Origin of the sequence: Kitasatospora sp. NPDC088391 (genome assembly GCF_044753345.1) — a bacterium.
GTDB lineage: Bacteria > Actinomycetota > Actinomycetes > Streptomycetales > Streptomycetaceae > Kitasatospora.
In genome coordinates this window covers 495,308-514,906 of record NZ_JBIVNB010000002.1, presented here as the reverse complement: position 1 = coordinate 514,906, position 19,599 = coordinate 495,308, and the positions used below count along the sequence as shown (strand labels likewise).

Genomic DNA, 19,599 nt, shown 5'->3' with positions numbered 1-19,599 from the left:
GCCCGGCGGGGTGGGGGGCCGTTTAGCCGTGGCCCCCGCGGGGGCGGGCGGGGGGCGCCCCGGCGGGGGGGCCCCCGGGCACCCCCCCCGGGGGGGGGGGGGGGGGGGGCCCCCCCCCCCCCCCCCCCCCCCGTCCGCACCGGGAGGGCACCGCGATGAATTTGCCGATCGACCTCGCTCACGAGTTCCGGCAGGTGCAGGAACGCGTCTCGCGCAAGCAAGCCTCGGCCTGGTTCCACGAACAGCGCGAACGAATCCTGCAGTTGGCCGAGTACCACCCCGAGCGGGGTGCCGAGCGCCTCGCGGGGCTGTTGGCCGCTGCCGGTCGGCGCGTCCCGCGCTACCGGGCGCTGCGCGGCCGGGACGACCTGGTCCTGGACGACTTCCCGTTGACCCGCAAGGCAGATCTGCAGGCCCACTTCATCGACTTCGTCAGCCGCGACGACACCGGCCGGATGGAACCGGGGCGTTTCTTCCTCACCCGGAGCAGCGGGAGCACCGGCCAGCCGGTGGTGCTGCTGTCCACCGCGGAGACCGGCGGACTCGCGCTCGTGGTCGTCCGGGAGCGGCTCAGCGCCCACCTCGGCCTGGCGGAGGCGAACGGCACCGTCCTGAACGTCGGCCTGCTGTTCGACAAGACCCCGCTGTTCGAACCGGTGATGCTGCCTCGCCCGCACGTCAAGTGCAACCTCGGCGGGTTCGACCCCGACGCGCCCGGGATCGTCGCCGACTACGAGGCGGTGGTCGGCCGCTTCCCCGTCGACCAGATCACCGGCTCCGCCAGTCGGATCATCAGCCTGGCCCGGTACTGCCTGGAGCGCGGCATCGTCCTGCGGCCGCGTGGCGTGATCGCCACCTACGAACAGATGCCCGACAGCGGGCGCCGGTTCGTCGAGGACGTGTTCGACTGCCCGGTGACGATGCTCTACGCCACCTCCGAGACGGGCTACGCAGCCTTCGAGTGCCGCGAGCGGCAGATGCACTTCCAGGACGACTTCGTCCTGCCCGAAATCGTCCCGGCCCCCGGCCGCGACGTGGCCGACATCGTTCTCACCAGCCTGCTGTCCACAGCGATGCCGGTGATCCGGTACGTGACCGGCGACCTCGCACCGGCCCCCACCACCTGCGGCTGCGGCCTGCCCGGCACCGTGACCAAGGGCCTGATCGGCAGGGCCCGGGTGAGCCTGCTCGGGGCCGAGGGGGCCTCCTACTCGCCCTACGCCCTGTTGGCGGCCCTCGCAGCCTCGGGCATCCCGGACTTCCAACTCGTCCAGGACGAACCCGGACTGGTCGACCTGCACACCCCCGGCTCCTCCCCGTCCGAAGCCCGGGCCGTCCAGGACATCGACACCCGGCTCGGGGAACGCTTCGGCCCGGGAGAGGGTTTCCGGCTGCGGCACCGCATCGGCGCACCCTTCGTACTGACGGCCGGCGGCAAGCGCAACCCGGTGGTCCAGCGTCTCGACCTGCCCGACGGCCCGGAGCGCACCCGCTACATCCGCGCCTGAAACCCACCGGTCCCCGTACGGCCCGCCGGGCGGACTCCGGGCGGACTCCGGGGGCGAGGACCGTGGCAGTGGGGCCGGGCAGGTCTGTCCGGCCCCGGTGGTCGGCGTGCGACGCTGTGGGCGGCGACGGCCCTGGCCGTCGCCGTGCCAAGGCAGCGGCGCGACCGCCCGCACCGGGGACGCGGCCGGCAGCAGGCACAGCACCAGCAGCCCGGCGCCCATCAGCCCCTGCCCGGCGACCATCGTGGCCCTGGCACCGAAGCGGCGGGGCGCCGCCGCCGACACGAAGGACACGCCCACGCTCTGCAACGTCATCGGCAGGAACAGCAGGCCCGCGAGCGCCGCCGACGCCACCGCCACCGGCCCGGCGGGAGCGGCCCGGCCCGCCCGCTGGCCCGTCCGCCCCGGCCTGCGCAACCTCGTCGAGACGGTCGGCGGCGTCCTCGCCCACCTCCGCAACGCCCGCCTCGACCTCCTCTGCGCCGTCCCGCCCGGCAGCCGCGACGCCGAAACCCTCGGCCTCCTCGCCAGCTGGAACAGCTCCCGACCGATGACCGGGACCTCGACGGGCAGGGGCTGACCGCCCCTCGAACTCCCGGGGCCAGGCCGACGGTCCGGACGGCGCGGGCCGGTGCGTTACGGGCGGCCGGGGCGCAGGGCGGGGTGGTCGGCGACGACGGTGGCGCTGCCCGGGGCGATCTCGGTGAAGCCGGCGTCGTGGACGACCGGGAGGCGGCCGTCGGTGAGGGCGGGCCAGGCGTCGGGGGCGGCGGTTCTGACGGCCAGTCGGAAACCGCTTTCCGCCCACTCCTTGCGCCGGGTGTCGTCCAGTTGCCACCAGGCGAGCTGGGCGGCGTGGCCGGTCTGCGCCATGGTCTTGCCCGCGCTCATCTCCAGGGCGGGGTTGAGCCAGAGGACGGGGACGCCCTCGGGGACGGGGCCGGGCGGGACGGGGTCGTCGAGGTCGGTGCCGGAGACCTGGAGCTTGGCGAGTTCCTTCGGCCAGCCGTCCAGCGGGATCGGCGGGAAGACCCGTACCTCGGCGCCCTCGCCCGGGACGGTGATGCCGGGCAGTTCGGCGGCCTTGCGCCACTCGCCGCCGCGGGCCCGCCGCACCACCTTGCGGATCCGGGCGTCCTCCCAGGCCGCGACCCGTGCCGCCCACTCGCCGTCCGGCTCGGTGACCCGGGGGTCGGCGAGCAGGGTGAGCACGGCCCGCGCCGAGGTCTCCAACGCGTCGGTGCGGGCGGGCGGTTCGGCCCGCTCCAGCCGGACCACCAGCGGCAGCACGTACTGCGGGTTGGCGTCGCGGTCGGCCCCGCCCCCGCCGACGGCCGGGAGTTCGGCGGGGTCGGCCGGGTCGGCCGGGTCGGCGGGAGCGGAGGCGGCGGCGGGAAGGTCGAAGGGTGAGCTCACCCCTCCAGGATGCCAGTTCAGCGGCGGTAGCCCCGGGCGGGGTCGCGTTCCTCGGCGTCCTCGTAGCCGAGGAACCAGCCCTCGGGGTGGGTGGCGGCGAGCAGCCGGTCGATCCGCTGCCCGGTGTCGAGGTCGTTGTCGTCCTCGTCGGGCCCGTAGACGCCGAACAGTTCGGCCGTGCAGCCGTCCCAGTCGTAGTCGTACAGGTCGGCGGGCAGGTCGCCCATCATGTCGGCGACCGATTCGGGCTGGGAGCCGAGCAGGGTCCGGGCGTCGGCGAGGGCCAGCCGGAGCGCGAGGTCCTCGGCGGCGCAGCGCGGCAGCGGCCACTCGCCGAGGGCGAGGTCGTCGGCGAGGTCGTCGAAGGCCCGGGCGAAGGCGCGGCGCCAGCCCCGGTGGAGGCTCCAGGTGCGCTGCGGGAGGCGGCCGAGGACGGACCAGTCGGCCTCGTCGGCGAGGGTGACCGGGTCCTCGCCGTGCTCGTCGAGGTCCTCGTACGCGGCGTCGGCGAGGCTGATCAGCTGGGTGTGCAGCAGGCAGGCGGTGCGCGGGGTCAGCGTCCAGTCACCGGTGTCGCCGTCGTCGTCGAGCGGGAACAGCTCGGCGAAGTCCGGGGCGAAGTCGTCGGTGACGCTGATCTCCAGGGTGCCGCCGAGTGCTTCGATGCCGGGGATCGCGGCGACCAGGCGGTCGGGGTGGAGCAGCGCGCCGAGGGCCGCGTTGGGGTCCTCGGCGACTTCCCGGAGCAGTTGGACGCGCTGGCCCTCGGGATCGATCCCGGCGAAGTCGAGGTCCTCGACGGCCGCCTGCGCGGCGGCCCGGAGTGCCGGCCAGTCGGTGATCCTGATCCCCAACACCACCGTGGCCTCGATCTCTTGCGCGCCGGCGTCCTCCGCCGCACCAGGCCCCTGTGGATGATCGTTTCGCTCGCCCATGCGACAAGGTTGACAAACCCGGGGTCCGGTGTCCATCAGCTCTCCGCAAAAGGTGCCGGTGGGGGCGGTCCCGGGGCGGCGGTTCCGGCCCCACCGGGCGCGGGCCGCGCGGGCCCGGCGGGGCCTCCGGGCGGCCCTTCTCCGGCCGATCACCCACCCGGCGAAGTCCTCGATGCCGTTGGCGGGGGCCTCGAAACGGAAGGAGTGGGAGAGGTCGAAGGCGTGGTGGCCGCCCGGGAGTTCGACGTACATGACCGGGGTGGCGGAGACCGCGCACAGCGCGCCGACCGGGGCCTGCGGGTGCCCCCGTCCCGCTCGGTCCGTCCAGGTCGCCGCGCGACCTGGACGGGGGCGCGGCGGTGCGGGCGAGGGTCACCGGCGAGTTCTCCGGGCTCCCGTCGACGTCCGGCCCGAGGCGGGTGTTCAGTGTGGCGACGGCGTCCGCCGAGGTGTCGGCGTCCTCGCCGCCGGGCCGCCCCGGCCGAGTGGAAAGCGCTTTCCCGGCGCGCCGGTCCGGACTCCGGCCCGGGCGTGGCGGAGGCTGGGGGCATGAGCGAACTGAACGAGTACGGCGGCGGGCAGGACCCGTCCGGCGGCGTCCTGGTGGTGACCACGAACGACATCCCCGGCTACCGGGTGGAGCGGGTGATCGGCGAGGTGTTCGGCCTGACCGTGCGCTCCCGGCACATCGGCTCGCAGATCGGCGCGGGCCTGAAGTCCCTGATGGGCGGCGAGCTCCGCGGCCTGACGAAGACCCTGGTCGAGACCCGCAACCAGGCCATGGAGCGCCTGGTCGAGCAGACCAAGGCCCGCGGCGGCAACGCGGTGCTGATGATGCGTTTCGACGTCACGGAGGCGGCCGACGTGGGCACCGAGGTCTGCGCCTACGGCACCGCCGCGGTGATCTCCCCGATCGCCTGACCACCCTCCGTCCGCACCCCGCCGCACACCACCCCTCCGCCCTCCCCCCGGATCAGCGGAGGCGGTGGAACCGGCCCGACGATGCGCTTCGACATCACGGAGGCGGCCGACGCGGGCACCGAGGTCCGCGCCTACGGCACGGCGGCGGTCGTCTCCCCGCCCGGCCCCTCACGTCCTCCGGGGGCTCCTCGTCCAAGTCCTCCGCGTCGGCCATCCATCGTGTCAGCAGGAGATGCCGCGACCGGGGAGACCACACTCCCGGGGCTGCTCTCACTCGTACGCTGCCGCCCATGCCTCGGCCGCTGCCGTGAGCCTCACACGCTGCGGGAGGGGGTCCTCGGCCGTGCGCGCCGACCATGCGGCCCGGATGGTCCGGGCGAACACGCCCAGCCGGTCGGGGTCCGCCTCCCGGTACGCGGTGACGCCCCGCGCGACCTGGTCGGCGGCCTCCACCGGGTGCCCGGCCGCGATCAGCCGGGGCACCCACAGCGCGGCGTCCGTCCACTCCGGCCCGGGGCACGACAGTGCCCAGTCGATCAACCGGACCTGAGCGCCGGACACGATCAGGTTGAACTCGCCCATGTCCGTGTGCGCCAGCGAATAGCCGTCCAGCGCGCCGACGCCGTCCGGCGGGACGAATCGGGCCAGGCGGTCGCTCAGGGGCTTCTTGCGGACGGTGGCGGGCCACGGGTAGGACGACACCACGGCCAGCGAGGCGGCCACGAACGGCAGGTCCGGGGAGTCCGGCGAGAAGTCGGGGTGGCGGCCGGGCCAGAACTCGTACCCGTAGAAGCTCCACCCGCCGCCCTCCGCCCGCCACTTGGGGAAAGCGGTCAACGGGGCCACGGCGGACACATCGGCCTCGTGCCCGTACACCCACGCTCCCGGGGCGTCCGTCGGCACGCCCTTGACGAACACCCGGTCGCCGTTCGTCTCCAACAGGCTGGCGAACGCGGAGTTGACCCCGTTGCCCGCGCTCTGCGCCTTGACGACCGGGCCGGTCAGGACCTCTACGGCTTGCCGTGCTTGGGCGGGGAGCTGGTCCCATGCGGTGCGCGTCACTGGTGAGTTCCGTTCGTGAATGGGGGTCGGCCGGGGCCCCGTGGCGGGGCCCCGGCCGGATGGCGGATCTACTTGCCCGCGAACGGGCTGTCGTGGCAGTTGGCGTGGCACTGCGAGCAGTCCGCCAGCTCGATCTCCGGCCAGAAGTCGGGTTCCAGCAGGAAGCCCAGTTCGGCGATGGCGTCGATGGCGCGGGCCCGCAGCACCTTGCCTCCACCGTGCTGCTCCGGGTCCAGGTATCCCGGCTTGTGGTGCACCATCCTGCCGAAGCTGGCCGTGCACCAGCCCATGTACGCCTCGGTGTTGAGCACGAAGGCGTGCCAGTAGTCGTCCACCTCCGGCGACGGGCTCAGCGGCCGGTCACTGGTCGCGCACGCCGTCAGGAAGGCGGCCAACTGGCCGACCCCCAGTTCGGTCCGGGCCTCGGGCACGTCCGGGTGGTTGGCCCGGTAGGTGGTGAGGATCAGCTCCCGGACCTCCGGGCCGATCAGGTCGCGCGGGTCCGTGGCAGTGAGGTCCGCAGTGCCGTTCACGCTCATGGCGCTTACCTCCGGGTGGAGTGGTTCAGCGTCCCGATGGGCGGATACGCCCGCCGGGTGGTGCTGGCCCGCTCCGGCCGGGCCCTTCCTGCGGTCGGCCGGCGTGGGGTCTCGCGGTCCGGGATTCCTCCCGACGTCACGCGGCGCGGCTGCCCACGCCGGGCACCTGCGGACACCCGTCCTCGCGGGCGTGTCGGGCACGCCATCCCGCGATCCTTCGGGCGATCGTGGGGTGCGTCTCGACCGGATACGCGGCAGCAACATCGTTGAAGTACTCGCACGAGGGACACGCGGTCTGCGACAGGGCAGCCCGCCTACTTGCTTGCTTCGCATCCACGCTCATGCCCGTTCCTCCCGTGCAGTCCCGTCAGCAGGAAGGTACGGAGCGGCCCGAATCCGTTGCTACGAAATTCCACGAGATTCCACGCGAGTTGGTGCAGCTCAGGCAATGCCCCGCCCGGCCTGTCGGAGCAAGTCACGTGCGGCGGCTCCGTACACGGCTTGCTCGGCAAGTTCGGCGAACGTGTCCGCATAGGCGCTGATCTCGGACGGTCGAGTGATCGTCAGATAACCGGAGACCAGCTCCACGTTCACCTGTGCGGTGTCGAAGATCCAGAAGCCTTCCACGGGCATGCGCACCCGGCCGACTGCCATCGGGATGATCCCGAGGCTGACGTTCGGCAGGGCCGCGACCGTGGCGAGGTGGTCGAGCTGCCCGCGCAGCACTTCGGCATCACCGAGGCAGGACCGCAGAACCGACTCCTCCACCAGGAAGGCGAACTGGTGGTCGCCTTCGTAGAGGATGCGCTGCCGGTCCATTCGAGCGGATACGGCGGCGTCCACGTCGTCCACGGCCACGCGGCGGCGCTGTACGGCGCGGAGCACCGAGGTCGTGTAGGCCCGGGTTTGCAGCAGGCCGGGTACCAGCCACGACGAATAGGCCCGGAACCGGCGCGTGCGGTCGAACAGGGGGAGGACTGCCAGCTGAGCCTGCTTCAGCCCGGCCCGCTCCATACGCCGCCAGTCGATGAACATGCCGGTGACGGCCCGGAGAGAGGCGATCAGGTCAGCCGCCCGCTCGGGCACCCCGCAAGCCCGGCACCACTGCTGGACGTCCTCTTCCGAGGGAGGAGTGTGGGCGTTGAGCAGACGGCTGACCTTGGACGGGTACCAGCCACAGGCGGCGGCCAGCTCCTGGCCGTTGATCCCAGCGTCCCGCTGTATCTCGCGGAGCTGAGCGGCGAGGGCCTGCCGGGCGTACTGGACGCTTGACGATGATGTGGCAGCCACGGTGAGAGCAGATCAGCGCGGTCGGTAGTCCTCGTGCGGTACGGCCCGGTCCCACACCGCCTCGAACGCGGAGCCGCACAGGTCGGCCAGCGCCGGATCGGTCAGGTACTCGCGGCCGTCCTGGTCCAACTGGCCCTCTCCGGTGAAGTGGTGGAGCAACACCGTCTCACCGTCGAACACCCAGAAGTCCGTACCCGGCAGGGCCAGGCCCACCGTGTTCCGCCTCGGCAGCCACCGGACCTGCTCGCCAGCCGCCACATTGGCGAACGTGCCGTCGTACTCGTACCGGACGTAATCGCTGATCGGCTCGGACACGATCCGGGCCCGTCGGACCACGACACCCCGGCCGACCGCTTCGGCCACTACGTCGTGCCACGAGTTCCACCAGGTGGCACGGTCGGCCTGGTCCAGCCGCTTGCCCCCCTTCCAGGCGATGAACTCCGGGTCATCCAGCATGTATGCGTCGCGCATCTCAAGGTGGACGGCGGTCCGCTGGGCCTGCGCAAGTGCGTTACGCGCCGGGGGTTGCACTTTCTGACACTCCGTGAGGTTGGTTGAGGTACTGGGCGACGATCGGGGCAAGGAACTGGATCATGACTTCTGGTAGCCGAATCATGGTCTCGTGGTCCGGGATGTCCGTCGAGTGCCCGGGAATCGACCCGACGATCTGGGCTGCGCGGATCGTCTCCGCGTCGGCCTTGTAGGACTGAATGATCAGGTCGCCGGTCGCCGCGTCGCGCCAGATCGTCGGCGACTCGTCGGTAGGGGTGTTGGGGATGATGCCCACAAACTCTAGATCCACGTCGGCCTCCACTGCCTAGCTGATTCCACGTGGTTCCAAGGATGCTGGGCGAGCGTGTCCCTGTCAGGCGCATCAAGTTCTGATGAGCTGTCAGCAAGTGGCGCCAATGAATTCGACGGCCCGTCAGGGTCACGCAGGGTCTACGGCCGGCGGAGCGGAGAGTGACGGGGCTGGAACGAGAGAAAGGCCCAGCTCTGCCTCCGGGGCGGGGCAGGGCGGGGCCTTGGGGCGCTCGTGGGTTCGGGGCTGCGGCAGTCGGGTCAGCGCCGTCCCCAGTGGCGGGCCAGAGCGGCGTCGCGGGCGCTGTGGCCGCGCAGTGCGGCGTCGGGCGGAGGGGGCGCAGGATGCGGTCGGCGGCGGTGCGATGGCGTTCGGCTTGGGCGATGGCGGGGTGGATGACCTTGACTCCGGCGCGCATGCCGCCGTCGATCATTCGGCCGTCGCGGCGCACCTGGTCTTCGAGTGCTTCGACTTCGGCGAGCAGGGCGGCGGCGTTGTCGAGCAGGACGAAGTCGGCGGGGTCCAGGACTTGGCCCGGGACGGGCTCCCCGCCGTCGGGGTGCGGTAGGTCTTCCGTGAACTGGCTCACCAGCCGGGCCCGGATGCGCTCTTGCCGCATCCCTCGGGGTCGACCGGCCGGGGGCGTTGCGGCCGGGTGGTCGGCCATTGGCTGCTCCAGGGGTTTTCGGTACGGGCCGCGGATGTCCGCAGCCCAGTGTTTGCAAGGGTTTTGGGGTTGAAAGTGGTCCGGTTCCCTGGTCGCATCGGACCTGAGCTGCCATGACACCCCGGAGGGGAGAACGGCGCGAGGGGAGTCACCCCCCGGGGTCCAGTGACCAGCACCACAGGTCGAAGCGCACCGAATCTGGCATTCAACCTCACTGAGATCATTGCGACTTGGAATTCTTGTCGGCCAACTCCATTTGCCGAAGCTGACGTTGGGTAGATCTAAGGAGTTCGTCCGTGATCATCATGTCCGGCGCTTGCGAGTGTGGGTCTGCTCTGCGGCGCGGGCGAGCTGGGTGATCTCCCAGACGTAGTGTTGGCCTCGGTTGACGTCCAGGGAGTCCTTCAGGCCGTGGTGGGTGGCGTTGCGGCGGTTCTCGGCCGGTAGGACGACGTCCAAGTGCCAGGGGTTCACGCAGGTCCGTACGCCGCAGCGGTGGTCGACCTCCATGCCGGGCGGGATGGGGTCGCGCCAGACATGGACGGCCACCCGATGGGCGAACCACTTGCGACTGTGGCGCGGGCCCTTGTAGGTCATCCGGCCGTAACCGTCGCGGTCCTTCATCCCCTGCCACAACCAGCAGCCCGGCCCGTCGGCCTCCAGGTCGGTGTTCAGGTCGGCGCTGTCCAGGACGCGACGGGCGGCGTGGGCACCGAGGTCCGCGCCTACGGTACGGCGGCGGTCGTCTCCCCGCTCGGCCGAGTTCCCCGGACCGTTCCCGCGCACTGTTCCCGCGCACGGCTGCCGCGCACGGGAACAGTCCGGCACCCCGGAGATGTTTCACCGGTGTGACTGTTCAAGGTGCAACCAGTGTGGCGGGGCCCGTCCGCGAGGTGGACGTGCTGGTGATCGGCGCGGGGCAGGCCGGCCTGTCGGCGGCCTACCACCTGCGGCGGCGCGGCTTCGCGCCGTACACCGGCTTCGTGGTGCTGGACGCCGACGACGCCCCGGGCGGCGCCTGGGCGCACCGCTCGCCCTCGCTGACGATGGCGACCGTGCACGGCTTCCACGACCTGCCGGACTTCGAACTCCCGGCCACCGGCCCGGCCGAGCAGGCCCGGGTCGCGGTGCCGGGGTACTTCGCCGCGTACGAGGCGAAGCACGCGCTGCCGGTACTGCGGCCGGCGCGGGTGCGGGCGGTGCACGACCGGCCGGACGGGCGGCTACGGGTGGAGACGGACGCGGGCGACTGGATCGCCCGGGCGCTGCTGAACGCCACCGGCACCTGGACGCGGCCGTTCCTGCCGCGCTACCCGGGCAGTTTCACGGGGCGTCAGCTGCACTACGCGGACTACCGGGGCCCGGCGGAGTTCGCGGGGCAGCGGGTGGTGGTGGTCGGCGGCGGGGCGTCGGCGGTGCAGGTGCTGTCGGAGGTCGGGGCGGTGGCGGAGACGATCTGGGTGACGCGGACCCCGCCGGTGGTCCACCAGGGGCCGTTCACGCCGGAGTTCGGGCGCGAGGTGGTTGCCAGGGTGGAGGAGCGGGTCCGGGCGGGGCTGCCGGTGCGCAGCGTGGTCTCGGTGACGGGCCTGGGCCCGAGCGTGGCCTACCGGCGGGCCGAGGAGCTGGGGGTGCTGCACCGCCGGCCGATGTTCGACCGGCTGACCGAGCACGGGGTGGCCTGGGGCGACCAGGAGTCGGCGGTGGACGCGATCATCTGGGCGACCGGTTTCCGGGCCGAGTTGACGCACCTGGCGCCGCTGGGCCTGCGCACGGCGGGCGGCGGCATCCGGATGGACGGCACCCGGGTCGCCGACGATCCGCGCGTCCACCTGCTGGGCTACGGGCCGTCGGCGTCCACGGTGGGCGCGAACCGAGCGGGCCGCACGGCGGTCAACGAGGTGGTGGCGCTGCTGGGCGCGCCCGAGACGGCGGTCGGCGTCCACGGGGCGTGACGGTCCGCGAGGCGTGACGGTCCGCGAGGCGTGACGATTCACGCGACCCGACGGTCCGTCAGGAGCCGGGTTCCGGCTCCAGCGCGGCCGTGAAGCGGGATGCCAGCACGGCGACGGCGTCCCGCAGTTCGGGCCCGCCCTCGACCCGGAACGGGAACGGGACGGCGGCCAGCCACTCCCCCGCGTACATCGTGGGGTTGCGGGTGCTGCCGGTCAACGTGCAGCCCCCGCCCGCCGGTTCGAGGCGGCCCATCGCGGCGCCGACCCACGGGGCGACCTGCTCGTAGGGGGCGTCGAAGACCACCCGGGTCTCGAACGCCCAACCGGTGCCGAGGTGTTGTTCGAGCAGCGCGACGGGGTCGAGGTCCTCGGGCATCCGGAACGGGGTGGCGGTGGGCACGGCGGCGCGCACCCGGTCGATCCGGTAGGTGCGGACGGCGTCGGAGCGGTGGGAGTGGCAGAGCAGGTACCAGCGGGCCCGGCGGACCACCACCGCCCACGGGTCGACCTCGGCCCGCCACTCGCTGCCGCCACTGCCACCGCTGCGGTAGTCGATCAGCACCCGGCGGCGGGCGGCGATCGCCTCGACCAGGGCGGCGGCGACGGCGGGGTCGGGGTGGGTCGGGTACGGGTCGGGCGCGGCGGCGGCGTACTCGCGCAGCACGGCGGCCTGCCGGGCGATCGGCTCGGGCAGCGCCCGGACCACCTTGCCGAGGGCGGCGCCGACCTGGTCGTCGGGGTCGGTGGCGGCGGGGCGGCCGTCGAGCACGGCCATCACCAGGCCGAGCGCCTCGTCCTGGGTGAAGGAGACCGGCGGGAGCCGCGTCCCGCGCCCGAGCCGGTAGCCGCCGTAGGGGCCGCGCTCGGACTCCACCGGCACCCCGGCCTCGCGCAGGATCGCCACGTAGCGGCGGGCGGCCCGGTCGGTGACGCCGAGGCGTTCGGCGAGCTGCTCGGAGGTGGTGCCGGGCCGGTCGCGGAGGATCTCCAGGGCGCGCAGCGCGCGGGCGGTGGGGCTGGTTCCGGTGGACACGCCGACCAGCCTAGGAGCCCGCCGGTCCCGGGCTCCCGCGGCACCCGGTGCGGGCCTGTGCGGACCCGGGCGAGTCCGTGCGGAATTCAGGAAGCAGATCGTCCGGAACCGTTCCTAGCATGGGTGGCGACCTGCTGGAACGGGCCGCGGCGACGACGCCCGCGTGCCCCGTACGGAACGGAGCCCCTCATGGACGTGCTGCTGATCGGCGGCCTGTGGTTGGACGGTTCGGCCTGGGACGCGGTGCTGCCCGCGCTGGAGGAGCTGGGCCACCGCCCGGTCCCGCTGACGCTGCCGGGGCAGGGCGACGGCCGGTCCGCCGCCACGCTGGACGAGCAGGTGGCGGCGGTGGTCGCGGCCGTGGACGCGGCGGACGGCGCGCCGCTGGTGGTCGCGCACTCGGCGGCCTGCACGCTCGGCTGGCAGGCCGTGGACGCCCGTCCGGAGCGGGTGGCGGGCCTGGTCCTGGTGGACGGGTTCCCGGAGGCGGACGGGGAGTTGTACGCGGGCGCGTTCCCGGTCGTGGACGGCGTGGTGCCGTTCCCGGGCTGGGAGCCGTTCGAGGGTCCGAGCATCTCGGACCTGGACGCCGGGCTGCGGGACCGGATCGCGGCGGCGGCCGTGACCGTCCCCGAGCAGGTCGCCCGGGGCACGGTGCGGCTGTCCGACGAGCGCCGCCACCAGGTCCCGGTGACGATGCTCTGCGCCGAGGCCCCGCCCGAGCAGGTGCGGGAGTGGATCGCGCAGGGCGCGGCCCCGGAGGTGTCCCGGATGGAGCGGATCGCGCTCGTGCCGCTGGACTCCGGGCACTGGCCGATGTTCAGCCGCCCCGTCGAGCTGGCCGAGGCCGTCGACCGCGCGGACCGGCGGAGTTGACCCGCCCGGAGGCGGCGCCCGTGCCCGTCACCGTCCCGCTGGACGCCTCGACCTGGCCGCTGTTCGCCGAGCTGGCGGAGCGCGACAACGGTGTGTACGGCGGCTGTTGGTGCACCGCCTACCACGGGGACTGCCGGCCGCCGGGCCTGGACCGGCGGGCCTTCAAGGAGCAACTGGTGCGCACCGGCCGGGCGCACGCCGCGCTGGTGCTCGACGGGGACGGCGCCGCCCGGGGGTGGTGCCAGTTCGGCAGCGCCGAGGAGCTGCCGAACATCAAGCACGGCCGCGTCTACCGGCAGGAGCCGCCGCCGCGCCCGGACTGGCGGATCACCTGCGTGTACGTCGAGCCCCGGCAGCGCGGCCGCGGGTTCGCCCGGGCCGCGCTGGCGGGGGCGCTCGACCTGCTCGCCGGGGCGGGCGGCGGCCTGGTGGAGGCGCTCCCGGAGACCGTGGACGGGCGGACGGCGCAGGGCCGGTTCCTGTTCAGCGGGACGGTCGAGCTGTTCGAGGAGCACGGGTTCGCCCGGGTCCGGCAGGTCGGCAAGCACGCCTGGATCGTGCACCGGCGGCTGCCGCCGTCCCGCTGACCCCGTCCCGGCCCGCCCCGCCGCCCCTGTTCCGCTCCGCTCTGGCCCGGCCCGGCCCGCTACCGGTCGTAGTCGACGGTGACCCGGTCGGAGACCGGGCGGGCCTGGCAGGTGAGGACGTAGCCGGCCTCGATCTCGGACTCCTCCAGCGCGAAGTTGCGCCGCATCTCGACCTTGCCGTCGCAGACCAGCGCCCGGCAGGTGCCGCAGACCCCGCCCTTGCAGGCGAACGGCAGGTCGGGGCGGGCCCGCTGGGCGCCGTCCAGGATGGAGCGGTCGCGCGGCAGGGCGAGGGTGCTGGAGCGGCCGTCGAGCACCACGGTGACCTCGCTGGCGGCGGCGTCCGGCTCGGGTTCGGGGTGCCGTTCCTCGGGGCGCTCGTCCTCGGCGTGGAACAGCTCCTGGTGCACCCGCCCGGCGGGGACGCCGAGTTCGGCCAGCAGCTCGCGGGCCCCGGTGACCAGGCCGAACGGGCCGCACAGCCACCAGTGGTCGACGGCGGGGACGTCGACCAGGGCGGCCAGCAGGGCGCGCACCCGGTCGGGGTCGAGCCGGCCGCTGAGCAGTTCGGCGTCCCGGCTCTCCCGGGAGAGCACGTGCACCAGTTGGAAGCGGCCGAGGTGGCGGTCCTTCAGGTCGGCCAGCTCGTCGGCGAACATCACGGTGTCGCTGCGCCGGTTGCCGTACAGCAGGGTGACCCGGGAGTCCGGGTTCCCGGCCAGCACGGAGGCGGCGATCGACAGCATCGGGGTGATGCCGGAGCCGGCCGCGATCAGCACGTGCTCGGCGGGCTCGGCCGGATCGGCGGTGAACAGGCCGCCGGGGGGCAGCACTTCGACGCTCTCGCCGATCCCGGCCTCGTTCACCAGCCAGTGCGAGAACAGGCCGCCGGGCACCTCGCGGACGGCGATCCGCAGCGGGCCGCCGACCGGCGAGCAGAGCGAGTAGGAGCGGCGCTCGTCGGCGCCGTCGACGACCCGGCGCATGGTGAGGGTCTGGCCGGGGCGGAACGCGAACTCCCCGGCCAGTTCGGCGGGAACGTCGAAGGTCACCGCGACGGCGTCCTCGCAGAGCCGTTCCAGGGCGCCGATCGGCAGCGGGTGGAACCGCGGGCGGCGGACGGCCATCAGATCTCCTTGATCCGGTCGAAGGGTTCGCGGCAACTGCGGCACCGCCACAGCGACTTGCAGGCGGTGGAGCCGAACCGGGACAGCTCCTCGGTGTCGGTGGAGCCGCACTGCGGGCAGGTCACGGTCCGCCGGGTGGGGCCGAGGTGCAGCAGCCCGCCGGGGGCGGACCGGGCTCCGGGGGCCGGCGGGGCGATGCCCGCCTCGGCGAGCTTGCGGCGGCCCTCGGGGGTGATCCGGTCGCTGGACCACGGCGGGTCGATCCGCAGCCGCACCTCGACCCGGGCGAACCCGGCGGCGCGCAGCCGGCGGGCCACGTCGGAGGCCATCTCGGCGATCGCGGGGCAGCCCGAGTAGGTGGGCGTCAGCCAGGCCGTGACGGCGCCGTCCTCCTCCTCGACCCCGGCCAGCACGCCGAGGTCGGCCAGCGTCAGCATGGGCAGTTCGGGGTCGGGGACGGCGGCCGCGACCTCCCGGGCCCGCTCCAGGGTGCTCACCACGTCGCCCCCGGGTGCGCCCGGGCCAGCACCTGGAGTTCGGCCAGCAGCGGGCCGAGCGCCTCGGTGTGGACGCCGTGCCGGCCGGCCCGGCCGTTGACGTAGGCCCGCCCGGCGACCTCGGGGACGGGCAGCGTGGCCTCCGTCAACACCCTTTCCAGGCTGGCCAGGACGGGGGCGCGCAGCTCCGACGGGTCGACGCCGAGCCGGAGTTCGACCTCGTGCGGGGTGAACAGCTCCTCCAGCCAGGGCCAGAGGCCGTCCAGGGCGTCGCGCATCCGGCCGTGCGAGTGCGCGGTGCCGTCGCCGAGCCGGACCGTCCAGGACTCGGCGTACTCGCGGTGGTACGCCAACTCCTTGACGCCGAGGGCCGCGACGGCCGCCAGCACCGGGTCGGCGTGGCCGGCCAGTCGGCGGTACAGCTCCTCGCGGGCGGTGGCGAACAGCAGCAGCCGGACCACGCACTGCGCGAAGTCGCCGTTCTCCAGCTCGACCAGCCGGACGTTGCGGTACGCCGACTCCTCGCGCCAGTAGGCGAGTTCGTCCTCGTTGCGGCCGGTGCCGTCCAGCTGGCCGGAGCGGGTGAGCAGGCGGCGGGCCTGGCCGAGCAGGTCGAGGCCGAGGTTGGCGAGCGCCACCTCTTCCTCCAACTCCGGTGCCCGGGTGACCCATTGGATCAGCCGCTGGGCCAGCACCAGGGCGTCGTCGCCGAGCATCAGGCAGTACGCGGCGAGGTCGGCCGGGTCGATCCCGGCCGGCGGGGCGGCGTCCACGCCCAGCAGCGGGTCGGCGAAGCCCGTGCCGTACGCCCAGCGGGCCTCGCCGTCCGGCTCCGGGCCCGCCTCGGCCAGCGAGAGGTACACGTGGTCGTCGCTCATGTCGTCTTCCCTGCTCGGTGGTTGGCGGTCGGTCGGCTGCCCGGTCGGCCGGTCTGACGGTCCGTCAGATGTGCGGGACGTCCTCGGGGATCGGGTAGAAGGTGGGATGCCGGTACACCTTGTCGCCGCTCGGCTCGAAGAACGGGTCCTGCTCGTCCGGGCTGGAGGCGGTGATCGCGTCCGAGCGGACCACCCACAGGCTGACGCCCTCGTTGCGCCGGGTGTAGACGTCCCGGGCGGCGAGCAGCGCCATCCGGTCGTCGGCGGCGTGCAGCGACCCCACGTGCACGTGGTTCAGGCCGCGCCGGGGCCGGACGAACACCTCGTACAGCGGCCAGGCCGCGCGTTCCCCGCTCATGCCGAACTCCCTTCCCGCGCCGCCCGCTTGGCGGCGTACGCGGACGCCGCCTCGCGCACCCAGGCGCCGTTCTCGTGGGCCTCGCGGCGGCGCTCGACGCGCTGCGCGTTGCACGGCCCCTGGCCCTTGATCACCTGCTGCAGCTCCGACCAGTCCGGCTCGCCGAAGTCCCAGCCGCCGCGCTCCTCGTTCCACGCCAGCGCCGGGTCCGGCAGCGTCACGCCGAGGTGCTGGGCCTGCGGGACGGTCATGTCGACGAAGCGCTGCCGGAGTTCGTCGTTGCTGTGCCGCTTGATCCGCCAGGCCATCGAGCGCTCACTGTTCGGCGAGGCCCCGTCCGGCGGGCCGAACATCATCAGCGACGGCCACCACCAGCGGTCCACCGCGTCCTGCACCATGGCGCGCTGCGCGTCCGTGCCCGCCATCAGCGTCATCAGCAGCTCGTAGCCCTGCCGCTGGTGGAAGGACTCCTCCTTGCAGATCCGCACCATCGCCCGGGCGTACGGCCCGTAGCTGCACCGGCACAGCGGCACCTGGTTGCAGATCGCGGCGCCGTCCACCAGCCAGCCGATCACGCCGACGTCGGCGAAGGTCAGCGTCGGGTAGTTGAAGATCGAGGAGTACTTCTGCCGGCCGTCGATCAGCTTCTCGGTCAGCTCGGCGCGGTCCACCCCGAGGGTCTCCGCCGCCGCGTACAGGTACAGCCCGTGCCCGGCCTCGTCCTGCGCCTTCGCCAGCAGGATCGCCTTGCGGCGCAGCGAGGGGGCCCTGGTCAGCCAGTTGCCCTCCGGCTGCATGCCGATGATCTCCGAGTGGGCGTGCTGCGCGATCTGCCGCACCAGTGTGGCCCGGTAGGCCTCGGGCATCCAGTCCCGGGGCTCCACCCGCTGCTCCGCCGCGATCACCGCGTCGAACCGCTCCTGCGTCTCCATCGCCCACCTCCCGACTGACCGTTCGGTCGGGTCCATTCTGTACACAGCGGCCCGGCAGTGGCAAGGAGCCCGGCAGCGACGGAACCGAACGGGCGGACCCGCCGGACAGGCCGCACCGACCGGCGGAACCGCAGGAGAAGGAGAAGAAGCGACGGAAGGGCCCGCCCGACCGGCGGAACCGGGGACGGGCGGCCGCAGGCAGCGCACCGGAAGGCATGCCCCTGCGGCAGCGCGGCGGAGGGCCCGGCCCGCCCGGCGGGGACGGGGAGGGGTCCGTCGGGGCCGCCGGGCGGGGTGGTGGGTGGAGCGGGGTCGGGTGGGGGCGTGGGTGGAGCGGGGTCGGGTGGGGGCGTGGGTGGAGCGGGGTCGGGTGGGGGCGTGGGTGGAGCGGGATCGGGTGGGGTCAGCGGTCGCGGAGCCTGGGGAGGGGGACGGCCAGGAGGGCGGCCAGCAGGGCGATGCGGGGGCCGAGTTGGTCGACCCGGAGGTGTTCGTGGCGGGCGTGCGGGCCGGCGCCGACCGCGCCGAGGCCGTCCAGGGTGGGCAGGCCCCTGGCACCGGCCAGGTTGGTGTCGCCCGCCCCACCGGCCGGCGCCCCGTCCAGGTGCTGGCCGAGCGCGGCGGCCAGCGAACGGACGTGCCGGAGCAGCGGGTTGCCGGTGCGCTCGGGCCAGGCGGGGCGGCTGGAGAGCACTTCGGTGCGGACGTCCGCTCCCGGCCGGTTCGCGGTCAGGTGGGCGAGCGTGTCGAGGGTGCGGCGCTGCGCCTCGGTGGTGGCGAAGCGCAGCCCGAGTTCGGCCTCGGCCCGGCCGGCGATGACGTTGGCGCGGGTGCCGCCGTCGATCCGTCCGGTGTTGAGTTCGGTGCCCGGCTGGTGGGCCAGTCCGCGCACGGTGATCAGCTGGTCGACCAGTTCGTCGATCGCGGAGACGCCGTCGGCCGCGTCGTTGCCGGCGTGCGCCTCGCGGCCGGTGACGGTGAGCCGGACCCGGGTGGAGCCCCGACGGGCGGTCTTCAGCCGGCCGTCGGGGTGCCCGGGTTCGAGCCCGAGGACGGCGGCGGCGCCGCGCAGGTGCCGTTCGACCTGGCGGCGGCCGTCGGGGCTGCCGATCTCCTCGTCGGAGACCACGATCATCCGGACCGGCCGGTGCGGGCGCTGCCCGAGGTCGGCGAGCAGCGCGAACGCGCCCTCCAGCAGGGCGAGTCCGCCCTTCATGTCGAGGATGCCGGGGCCGCTGAGCCGGCCGTCGCGCTCCTCGACCGGCCAGTCGGCGAGGGTGCCGACCGGCCACACGGTGTCGTGGTGGCCGACCACCAGCAGGTGCGGCAGTTCCTCGTGCCGGCCGGGCCAGTCGAGCACCAGGTGGTCGCCGTGCTCGCAGCGCTCCCGGACGGCGGTGGCCCCGGTGGCGGCGTAGCCGGCGGCGAGTTCTTCGGCGAGGGCGTTCAGCCGGGGCGCGTCGCCGGACGGGGATTCGATCCCGGCGAGGTCCGCGCAGCGCTTGCGAACGGCCGCGGCGAGGGTCCTGGCCCGCGAGGTGAGGGTCCGCGGGAGGCCCGGCAGGGCGGCGGTGGGGGCCGGGTCGGGTGTTCCGGCGGTGACGGCGGTGACGGCGGTCGCCGTGGCGCTTGCCGTGGCGCTTGCCGTGGCGCTTGCCGTGCCGGTGGCTGCGGCGGCCACCGGTGGTGCGGTGGCGGGCAGTTCGGCCGGGGGCGGAGCGGTGGTGACGCCCGGCACGGCGGTCGCGGTGCGGGTCTCGGCGCGGGGCGCGGTCCGGGTCTCGGTCCGGGTCTCGGTGCGCGCGACGGCTCCGGCGTGCTGTGCCTCGGGGGCTTCGACGGGGCGCGGCTCGGGGGCCACGGTATGGGGACTCACCGTTCACCTCCGGCGGGATGCGACGCACTGGGAGGTATCGGCGGGGCCACGCGCGGCGTCGGGCTCGGTCGCGGCGTACGGTGCGACCTGGGGCTGGGCAACACTGCGTCCTCCTCGCTCGGTCCGCGGCTCCGGCTCGGCCCGGGGCCCGGGGACGTCGGTCTCCGGTTCTCGGCGCGGACGGGCACCGTGAACAGGGGACCGATGAGCGAGCCTAGAAGATCGGTTCGTCTCCCTGCGAGGTGGCCTGCCGCTCCGCGCGTCGCACCCGGTCCGGAGGGTGTGCGCCCGGCGGACGTCGTTCCTCCGGGGGGCGCGCACGGGCCGGGCCCGGCGTGGC

General features: G+C 74.0%; 22 protein-coding genes. 7 read left to right on the top strand and 15 right to left on the bottom strand.

The window, feature by feature from the left end:
- Positions 1-155 precede the first annotated feature (155 nt).
- Both ACIQBJ_RS06785 and ACIQBJ_RS06780 read left to right on the top strand, forming a co-directional pair.
- A complete protein-coding gene (locus ACIQBJ_RS06785; protein WP_400704692.1) occupies positions 156-1,508 on the top strand; it encodes a phenylacetate--CoA ligase family protein in 1,353 nt (450 codons plus the stop codon).
- 244 nt (positions 1,509-1,752) lie between these two features.
- Positions 1,753-2,088, top strand: a complete 336-nt coding sequence (locus ACIQBJ_RS06780; RefSeq protein WP_400704689.1) for a hypothetical protein — start codon at positions 1,753-1,755, stop codon at positions 2,086-2,088.
- A gap of 56 nt (positions 2,089-2,144) precedes the next feature.
- Here the strand turns inward: ACIQBJ_RS06780 and ACIQBJ_RS06775 are convergent, their stop codons facing one another.
- Both ACIQBJ_RS06775 and ACIQBJ_RS06770 read right to left on the bottom strand, forming a co-directional pair.
- Positions 2,145-2,924 (bottom strand): aminoacyl-tRNA hydrolase, encoded by a 780-nt coding sequence (locus ACIQBJ_RS06775; RefSeq protein ID WP_400704686.1) that lies wholly within the window; start codon positions 2,922-2,924, stop codon positions 2,145-2,147.
- A 17-nt stretch (positions 2,925-2,941) separates the two neighbouring features.
- Positions 2,942-3,859 (bottom strand): hypothetical protein, encoded by a 918-nt coding sequence (locus ACIQBJ_RS06770; RefSeq protein WP_400704683.1) that lies wholly within the window; start codon positions 3,857-3,859, stop codon positions 2,942-2,944.
- A 549-nt stretch (positions 3,860-4,408) separates the two neighbouring features.
- On the opposite strand from ACIQBJ_RS06770, the gene ACIQBJ_RS06765 reads away from it, so the two are divergent.
- A complete protein-coding gene (locus ACIQBJ_RS06765) occupies positions 4,409-4,780 on the top strand; it encodes a YbjQ family protein (protein WP_400704680.1) in 372 nt (123 codons plus the stop codon).
- 270 nt (positions 4,781-5,050) lie between these two features.
- Here ACIQBJ_RS06765 and ACIQBJ_RS06760 read toward each other — a convergent pair whose 3' ends face one another.
- The 5 genes from ACIQBJ_RS06760 to ACIQBJ_RS06740 all read right to left on the bottom strand — a co-directional run bounded on the left by ACIQBJ_RS06760 (position 5,051) and on the right by ACIQBJ_RS06740 (position 8,473).
- Positions 5,051-5,842: an aminoglycoside phosphotransferase gene (locus tag ACIQBJ_RS06760; protein WP_400704677.1), complete on the bottom strand. Its 792-nt coding sequence runs from the start codon at positions 5,840-5,842 to the stop codon at positions 5,051-5,053.
- 68 nt (positions 5,843-5,910) lie between these two features.
- Positions 5,911-6,381 (bottom strand): hypothetical protein, encoded by a 471-nt coding sequence (locus ACIQBJ_RS06755; RefSeq protein WP_400704674.1) that lies wholly within the window; start codon positions 6,379-6,381, stop codon positions 5,911-5,913.
- A gap of 441 nt (positions 6,382-6,822) precedes the next feature.
- Complete coding sequence (locus ACIQBJ_RS06750) at positions 6,823-7,671, bottom strand: helix-turn-helix domain-containing protein (protein ID WP_400704671.1); 849 nt, start codon at positions 7,669-7,671, stop codon at positions 6,823-6,825.
- Positions 7,672-7,683: 12 nt separating this feature from the next.
- Entirely contained in the window at positions 7,684-8,202 is a 519-nt protein-coding gene (locus tag ACIQBJ_RS06745; protein WP_400704668.1) for a DUF6879 family protein, read from the bottom strand.
- Positions 8,183-8,473: a hypothetical protein gene (locus tag ACIQBJ_RS06740; RefSeq protein WP_400705815.1), complete on the bottom strand. Its 291-nt coding sequence runs from the start codon at positions 8,471-8,473 to the stop codon at positions 8,183-8,185. Before ACIQBJ_RS06740 ends, ACIQBJ_RS06745 begins: the two co-directional genes overlap by 20 nt.
- Before the next feature lie 391 nt (positions 8,474-8,864).
- Between ACIQBJ_RS06740 and ACIQBJ_RS06735 the strand changes: the two genes are divergently transcribed.
- Positions 8,865-9,041, top strand: coding sequence for a hypothetical protein (locus ACIQBJ_RS06735; protein ID WP_400704665.1), 177 nt, complete (start codon positions 8,865-8,867; stop codon positions 9,039-9,041).
- Positions 9,042-9,443: 402 nt separating this feature from the next.
- On the opposite strand, the gene ACIQBJ_RS06730 is transcribed toward ACIQBJ_RS06735, so the two are convergent.
- Positions 9,444-9,926 (bottom strand): HNH endonuclease, encoded by a 483-nt coding sequence (locus tag ACIQBJ_RS06730; RefSeq protein ID WP_400704662.1) that lies wholly within the window; start codon positions 9,924-9,926, stop codon positions 9,444-9,446.
- Positions 9,927-10,012: 86 nt separating this feature from the next.
- Here ACIQBJ_RS06730 and ACIQBJ_RS06725 point away from each other — a divergent pair, with 86 nt between their 5' ends.
- The gene (locus tag ACIQBJ_RS06725) at positions 10,013-11,095 is read left to right on the top strand and encodes an FAD-dependent oxidoreductase (protein ID WP_400704659.1); all 1,083 of its coding nucleotides are present in this window, start codon (positions 10,013-10,015) and stop codon (positions 11,093-11,095) included.
- Between the two features lie 58 nt (positions 11,096-11,153).
- Here ACIQBJ_RS06725 and ACIQBJ_RS06720 read toward each other — a convergent pair whose 3' ends face one another.
- Positions 11,154-12,128: a helix-turn-helix transcriptional regulator gene (locus tag ACIQBJ_RS06720; protein ID WP_400704656.1), complete on the bottom strand. Its 975-nt coding sequence runs from the start codon at positions 12,126-12,128 to the stop codon at positions 11,154-11,156.
- Positions 12,129-12,317: 189 nt separating this feature from the next.
- On the opposite strand from ACIQBJ_RS06720, the gene ACIQBJ_RS06715 reads away from it, so the two are divergent.
- On the top strand, positions 12,318-13,004 hold the full coding sequence (locus tag ACIQBJ_RS06715) for an alpha/beta fold hydrolase (protein ID WP_400704653.1): 687 nt from the start codon (positions 12,318-12,320) through the stop codon (positions 13,002-13,004).
- 20 nt (positions 13,005-13,024) lie between these two features.
- Entirely contained in the window at positions 13,025-13,591 is a 567-nt protein-coding gene (locus tag ACIQBJ_RS06710; RefSeq protein WP_400704650.1) for a GNAT family N-acetyltransferase, read from the top strand.
- A 59-nt stretch (positions 13,592-13,650) separates the two neighbouring features.
- On the opposite strand, the gene paaE is transcribed toward ACIQBJ_RS06710, so the two are convergent.
- From paaE to ACIQBJ_RS06680, 6 genes are all read right to left on the bottom strand, one after another.
- Entirely contained in the window at positions 13,651-14,718 is a 1,068-nt protein-coding gene (gene paaE / locus ACIQBJ_RS06705) for a 1,2-phenylacetyl-CoA epoxidase subunit PaaE (RefSeq protein WP_400704647.1), read from the bottom strand.
- On the bottom strand, positions 14,718-15,218 hold the full coding sequence (gene paaD, locus ACIQBJ_RS06700) for a 1,2-phenylacetyl-CoA epoxidase subunit PaaD (RefSeq protein ID WP_400704644.1): 501 nt from the start codon (positions 15,216-15,218) through the stop codon (positions 14,718-14,720). The genes paaE and paaD overlap by 1 nt, the downstream gene beginning before the upstream one ends.
- Positions 15,212-16,093, bottom strand: coding sequence for a 1,2-phenylacetyl-CoA epoxidase subunit PaaC (paaC, locus tag ACIQBJ_RS06695; protein ID WP_400704641.1), 882 nt, complete (start codon positions 16,091-16,093; stop codon positions 15,212-15,214). The genes paaD and paaC overlap by 7 nt, the downstream gene beginning before the upstream one ends.
- Before the next feature lie 64 nt (positions 16,094-16,157).
- A complete protein-coding gene (gene paaB, locus ACIQBJ_RS06690) occupies positions 16,158-16,451 on the bottom strand; it encodes a 1,2-phenylacetyl-CoA epoxidase subunit PaaB (protein WP_400704637.1) in 294 nt (97 codons plus the stop codon).
- Entirely contained in the window at positions 16,448-17,419 is a 972-nt protein-coding gene (paaA, locus tag ACIQBJ_RS06685; RefSeq protein ID WP_400704634.1) for a 1,2-phenylacetyl-CoA epoxidase subunit PaaA, read from the bottom strand. Before paaA ends, paaB begins: the two co-directional genes overlap by 4 nt.
- A 367-nt stretch (positions 17,420-17,786) precedes the next feature.
- Complete coding sequence (locus tag ACIQBJ_RS06680) at positions 17,787-19,259, bottom strand: M20 family metallopeptidase (protein ID WP_400704631.1); 1,473 nt, start codon at positions 19,257-19,259, stop codon at positions 17,787-17,789.
- Between the last annotated feature and the right edge of the window lie 340 nt (positions 19,260-19,599).

What these genes read in the sequence shown, in the direction of transcription:
- ACIQBJ_RS06785 (WP_400704692.1), top strand. Translation starts at nt 156, where the DNA reads ATGAATTTGCCGATCGACCTCGCTCACGAGTTCCGGCAGGTGCAGGAA.
- ACIQBJ_RS06770 (WP_400704683.1), bottom strand. Translation starts at nt 3,859, where the DNA reads ATGGGCGAGCGAAACGATCATCCACAGGGGCCTGGTGCGGCGGAGGAC.
- ACIQBJ_RS06765 (WP_400704680.1), top strand. Translation starts at nt 4,409, where the DNA reads ATGAGCGAACTGAACGAGTACGGCGGCGGGCAGGACCCGTCCGGCGGC.
- ACIQBJ_RS06755 (WP_400704674.1), bottom strand. Translation starts at nt 6,381, where the DNA reads ATGAGCGTGAACGGCACTGCGGACCTCACTGCCACGGACCCGCGCGAC.
- ACIQBJ_RS06715 (WP_400704653.1), top strand. Translation starts at nt 12,318, where the DNA reads ATGGACGTGCTGCTGATCGGCGGCCTGTGGTTGGACGGTTCGGCCTGG.
- paaE (WP_400704647.1), bottom strand. Translation starts at nt 14,718, where the DNA reads ATGGCCGTCCGCCGCCCGCGGTTCCACCCGCTGCCGATCGGCGCCCTG.
- paaC (WP_400704641.1), bottom strand. Translation starts at nt 16,093, where the DNA reads ATGAGCGACGACCACGTGTACCTCTCGCTGGCCGAGGCGGGCCCGGAG.
- paaB (WP_400704637.1), bottom strand. Translation starts at nt 16,451, where the DNA reads ATGAGCGGGGAACGCGCGGCCTGGCCGCTGTACGAGGTGTTCGTCCGG.
- paaA (WP_400704634.1), bottom strand. Translation starts at nt 17,419, where the DNA reads ATGGACCCGACCGAACGGTCAGTCGGGAGGTGGGCGATGGAGACGCAG.